Annotated in this window: 2 protein-coding genes; one reads left to right on the forward strand and one right to left on the reverse strand. The window is 61.0% G+C overall.

The window, feature by feature from the left end; all coding sequences use genetic code 11:
• Positions 1-57: 57 nt before the first annotated feature.
• On the forward strand, positions 58-1,224 hold the full coding sequence (locus GVN67_RS28695; RefSeq protein ID WP_160000713.1) for a M20/M25/M40 family metallo-hydrolase: 1,167 nt from the start codon (positions 58-60) through the stop codon (positions 1,222-1,224).
• 224 nt (positions 1,225-1,448) lie between these two features.
• Here the strand turns inward: GVN67_RS28695 and GVN67_RS28700 are convergent, their stop codons facing one another.
• Positions 1,449-2,309, reverse strand: coding sequence for a RusA family crossover junction endodeoxyribonuclease (locus GVN67_RS28700; protein ID WP_160000714.1), 861 nt, complete (start codon positions 2,307-2,309; stop codon positions 1,449-1,451).
• Positions 2,310-2,527: the final 218 nt, after the last annotated feature.

Genomic DNA, 2,527 nt, shown 5'->3' on the forward strand with positions numbered 1-2,527 from the left:
CGCCTCCCCGAAGCCGTCCCCCCGCTTCCAAGACGCCAGCCCAAGAAGGACCGCCCGATGGACGCCGAGACCCTGCCCGACCAGCAGCCCGAAGCCCTGCGCGCGCTCGCTTTGCCCTTCGCGCCTGAGGCCCTGCTGGCCGGCCTGCGCCCCTGGGTGGAATGCGAAAGCCCGACCTTCGACGCCGCGGCCGTCAACCGCATGATGTCGCTGGCCAGCCGGGACCTGGCCATCCTCGGCGCCCGCATCGAGCGCATCCCCGGCCGCATGGGCTTCGGCGACTGCATCCGCGCCCGCTTCCCCCACCCCGACGGCGAGATGGAAGGCGGCATCCTGGTGCTGGCGCATCTGGACACCGTCCACCCGGTGGGCACGCTCGGCGCCCTGCCGTATCGCGTCGAAGGCGACCGCGCCTTCGGCCCCGGCATCTGCGACATGAAGGGCGGCACCTTCATCGCGCTGCAGGCCATGGCCGCCATGGTCCAGGCCGGCATCGCCACCCGCCGCCCGGTGACCTTCCTGCTGACCTCGGACGAAGAGGTCGGCAGCCCCTCCACCCGCGACCTGATCGAGGCCGAGGCCGCCCGCCACGAGGTCGTCCTGGTCCCCGAGCCCGGCCGCCCGGACGGCGGCGTCGTCACCGGCCGCTACGCCATCGCCCGCTTCAACCTGCGCACCACCGGGCGCCCGAGCCATGCGGGCTCGGCGCTGTCCGACGGCCGCAGCGCCGTGCGCGAGATGTGCAAGCAGATCCTGGCGATCGAGGCGATGACGACGGACGCCTGCACCTTCTCCGTCGGCGTCATCCATGGCGGCCAATGGGTCAACTGCGTCGCCACCCATTGCGACGCCGAAGCCCTGTCGATGGCGAAGCGCCAGGACGACCTGGACCGCGCCGTCGAGCAGATGCTGGGCCTGGGCACGCAATCCGACGTCGGCCTGGAGGTGAAGCGCGGCGTCACCCGCCCCGTCTGGGAACCCGATGCGGGGACGATGCGCCTGTACGGCACGGCGAAAAGCCTGGCGGCGCGGCTGGGCCTGGGCCTGCCGCATGCCAGCGCCGGCGGCGGGTCGGACGGGAACTTCACGGGGGCGATGGGGATCCCGACGCTCGACGGGTTGGGCGTCCAGGGGGCCGGCATCCACACCCTGCAGGAACACCTGCTGATCGAAAGCCTGGTGCCGCGGGCGCGGATGTTCGCGGGGTTGCTGGCGAGCGTTTGAGGCGTTTCGGGTTCAGTTAGACTCCAGCTTTTCAGAGAAGCCTTGGTGTGAAGACTGGGGGAGAATGAATTCTCCCCCAGACCCCCTCATTCTCTTCTGCCAGTGCTCGGGCGCCGTTGGCGCCCTCCGCAAGTGAGAAGTGGGGGGCATAAAAGTTGCTTCTCGCCCATCTAGGTCATTCGCTAGCCGCGTCGAACCTCTTGAGAGTGAATCAAGCGTTTCTATTATTCTGAAGCATCATTCGGGGGAATCCAACCACCAAGCAGCTTTGCCAGCACCAGGTGATTGTCCTCCATTCCATCAAGTATCTCAAAAAGCTTGGCATCTTCGGGATGTTCCGCAGCCCAGATTGCCATCATTCCCCGCCAAGTCTTAAGATCAAACATAGAAAAACCGTCGTCGATGCGCGATCGGTGAAAGCCACGAACGTCAGACGACGTCAAAGGCAACAACTTCCAGTAAGCCTCCGTATCAGAAGCCCTTAACTGTCTTGCTAGATGGCGACCCTTACGCGCGGCATCTGTCATTGAAGCCTCAATCTTCAACCCGGTGTAGAGGTCGCGCTTCGAGCAAGGCTGCGGCTTACCGTCAGTCCAAAGGTATTCGCTAAAAGGATACCAAAGTGAGTTAGGCATTTCGTAAAATGAGATCGGCTTTAAACAAAAAGAATCTGGACTTGCTTTTATTTCGACTTCAAACGAGGAATTTTTATGTCTCAATTTTTGGAGCCAATGTATAGAAAGTGACTGAACCTGCGAATCATCTAGTATGATGCCGTCCGGACCCTTCAACGCATCTAGCAAACACTTGGCGTAATTATCAACGTCAGCAGTCGACGAGGTTTCTCTAATCTTTCTGATATCCATATATAGGGTGATATTCACTTGAACATCACCTGAAAAAAAGAATTTATTTCTTAATCTACTCTGAACTTCATGTCGAAATGCTGCGCGTTTAGCGCCACCATCTCCATAAGGAACAGCATCCAGGTCAAAATGCTGCCTCCATTCACCGAACATTGGATTGATGCCGGATCGGGCGCCTTCTCGTTCTTGATCCAACCAGCCGTCGCCGTCGTTGTCCATTACAAGCTTAAACCCCTTGCGATGTGGTCAAATTAAGCCAGCCATTCAGCTCTCGTCGCAACCCAGACGGTTGGTTTCCGATCACAAAGGGCCGTTTCGGGTCGGACTCGACTGAAGGTACAGCGTCACCTGGTCGCCATGCCGCACAGGAAACGGAGAGACAGCATGCAGCCACAACGTGCGGCGCCCGTCCCATCCCCCCTTGCCCCGCCCCATTC

Source organism: Roseomonas sp. 18066 (assembly GCF_902706185.1).
Classification (GTDB): Bacteria; Pseudomonadota; Alphaproteobacteria; order Acetobacterales; family Acetobacteraceae; genus Pseudoroseomonas.